The organism is Abditibacteriota bacterium (genome assembly GCA_017552965.1).
Taxonomy (GTDB): Bacteria; Armatimonadota; UBA5829; order UBA5829; family UBA5829; genus RGIG7931.
The window spans coordinates 1-2,484 of the sequence record JAFZNQ010000073.1 but is presented as its reverse complement, the minus strand read 5'-3'; the positions used below and the strand labels follow the sequence as shown (position 1 = coordinate 2,484).

At 54.1% G+C, this 2,484-nt stretch carries 1 protein-coding gene; it reads right to left on the bottom strand.

Annotation, left to right across the window (positions count from 1 at the left end; genetic code table 11):
- Positions 1 to 481: 481 nt before the first annotated feature.
- Positions 482 to 2,116, bottom strand: a complete 1,635-nt coding sequence (locus tag IK083_06395) for a hypothetical protein (GenBank protein ID MBR4749181.1) — start codon at positions 2,114 to 2,116, stop codon at positions 482 to 484.
- Positions 2,117 to 2,484 lie beyond the last annotated feature (368 nt).

Below are 2,484 nucleotides of genomic sequence, written 5' to 3'. Positions count from 1 at the left end.
CTCTGCCGGAGCAAGGAACGGGCAAACGGGTCCCGCCCGAGATCCCTTCCCCAAAACGGCCAAACGCCGGTGGCGTTTGACATATTGCCGTTTTGGCCGAGATGACAAGAAGGTTTTCCTGCCCCGCGATACGGCCCCTCCCACCAGCCCTCTCTGCCATTGGCAGAGTAAGGAATGGGCTGGCGGGCCCCGTCCGTAGATCTCTTACCCCAAATCGCGTAATGCTGGCGCATTACATATGTTGCGATTTGGGCCGGGATGACGCGGGGCTTTTGCTGTTCTCCGCCGCGTGGCCCCCCCAATGCCTGCGGCATCGGTGCCCCCACAGATCTCCAACGCCCTCGACTGCGTCTCAGGCGCTGGGATGACGGCGGAGGGGGCGGGATGACGTGAGAGGAACTATGCCTACAGGCAAGCGAAGCCCCGCAAAGCTCGCTTTGCGGGGCCTGTGTGGCGGAGGTGTGACGGAGGCTGTGTGTCTTTATTTCTTTGCCGGATCCGGGACCACACCGTTATACACGGTGATGCCGTTTACGACCTCTCCGTTTTGCAGCTCATGAATATGAGCCGTCAGGATAGAGATGATCTCGTCTTTGTTGCCGATGTCATTCCTGGCGGAAAGAACGCGGACGGCTCGGTCGTAATAATCTATGGCCGCGCGGACGTTTCCCGTAAACCTCTTGCCGGTTTTGACCTCGAGACTGTCGCCTATCTTAGTCACCTTTGAGGCGTCTATAGTCTGATAGCAGGCGTTTGCCAGCTCTATATAATCGCTGTATTCCAGAGTCCTGTTCACACTGTTCAGTATCTTCTCCAGAGCCAGCAGACACAGAAGGCTGTTTTGCTTGTCCTGATATACGTCATATTCGTGCTTGTAGCCGCGTATGATGTTTTCCAGCTGTTGGACAAAGGCATCGGGAGTGTCTTTGTCGGCGCCGCCCCAGTTAGCAACGGTCTTCACGGCATAGTCAGCTGCGCTTGGCAGATGTTTTTCGCTGAGCTCCAGCACCGTGGACACCTGGAAAAGGAGTCTGTAGGCCTTTTTGTCGGTCTTTATTTTGGCATAGTGGGCGCTCAGCTTGTTCAGGTAAAGCTGCTTCAGAGAAGCATTATTGGTGTGCTGAGCCGAAAGGACTATGAACAAGTAGGCATAAGGGTTCCTGGACTCTATGGTCTTGCACAGTTCTATGCACTCGTCGTATCTGCCGGCAAGGAACAGGATCCCGCCCTTCAGGCTCTTCAGCTCTATGTTGTCCGGGTGCTTCTTTATGGACGCATCAATGTTGTCTATGAAGCCCTTGTAATAAGAGCCCAGAGACTTTTCTTCGGTGCTGAACAGATACTCGTCCTCTATACACTGTATGGTGGCGTCCTTCAGGCCCATTACCACAAGATGATTCTCCGGATAGATGTCCAGGAGCTTCATGTACACTCTGATGCCGTCCTTGCCGGAGGCCACGTCGCTGCATATGATGTTGGCGAACATAAAGTCCTTTTGGGTAAGGTTGGTCTTGTTCAGCTTGTCAAACAGGCTCTCGTCATACTCGGGCATATACATGGCAGAAACCAGAATGCCGATACCCTTCATGCCCTCAGAGTATCTGATGCCGTGGCCGTAACAGGTGAAGACGGCGTTGTTTTCCAGGATATAGTTGATGCTCTGCAGATCATCTTCCGACACGGTGACGGCCGGAATGCTGTTGAGGTGGGACAGGAGATAATAGCACAGTATCGCGTTGTCATCGCTCTCGGCAGGCTTCTGCTCCCCGAGCTTGTTCACGGTCTCCCTGAGATGTTCCACGGATCCGTTCATCAGGTCGATGAGCACTATATACGGATATACGGACAGGTCCTGCGAATAGTCGGCAAGAAGCTTTTCCCGGCATATGTTGGATATGGCCACGCTGTCCTTGTTTCTGCTCAGGATGGTGGACAGACCTCTCAGCTTGTAATAGGTCACGTCCTTGTCCCTGACCGAGTTCAGTTGGTCGTCCATAGCCTCGTAGCTGTTGGTATTGAGCAACTTGTATATTTCTTTGGTCTCGGCCTCCGTCATGGCGCACAGAGCGGAAGCAGACACGAAAAGAACGATAATGGCAATGATCAGCTTGTACATAACAATCCTCCTGGTATTCAGTTGCGGTGACACAGGTCACCGGTCAATATTTTTTATCATTCGCGGCGCAGGATGACGCGGGGTTGGCGCTGTCCCGTTCAACAACAGGCGTCATCTCGGCGCCCTGAACGAAGTGAAGGGCGGTAAGAGATCCCCTGTAGTGGAACCGCGAGTTCCGGTCATGGACCAAGCCCAACGGGACAAAATGAAAGACGCTCTCCTTCCCGTCACTGCTTCAGCCAGGGTCCTCCCGTCTGCTTTCTCCCGCATGCGGGAGTAATGAAGAAGCAGCCGGGCCCCTCCTGAGATCTCTTCCCCCAAACGGCCTAAAGATTCTATTGCCGTTTGGGCCGAGATGACGAGGGAGG

Bases quoted from the DNA above. Each gene is read 5' to 3' on its own strand.
- IK083_06395 (MBR4749181.1), bottom strand. From the start codon at position 2,116: ATGTACAAGCTGATCATTGCCATTATCGTTCTTTTCGTGTCTGCTTCC.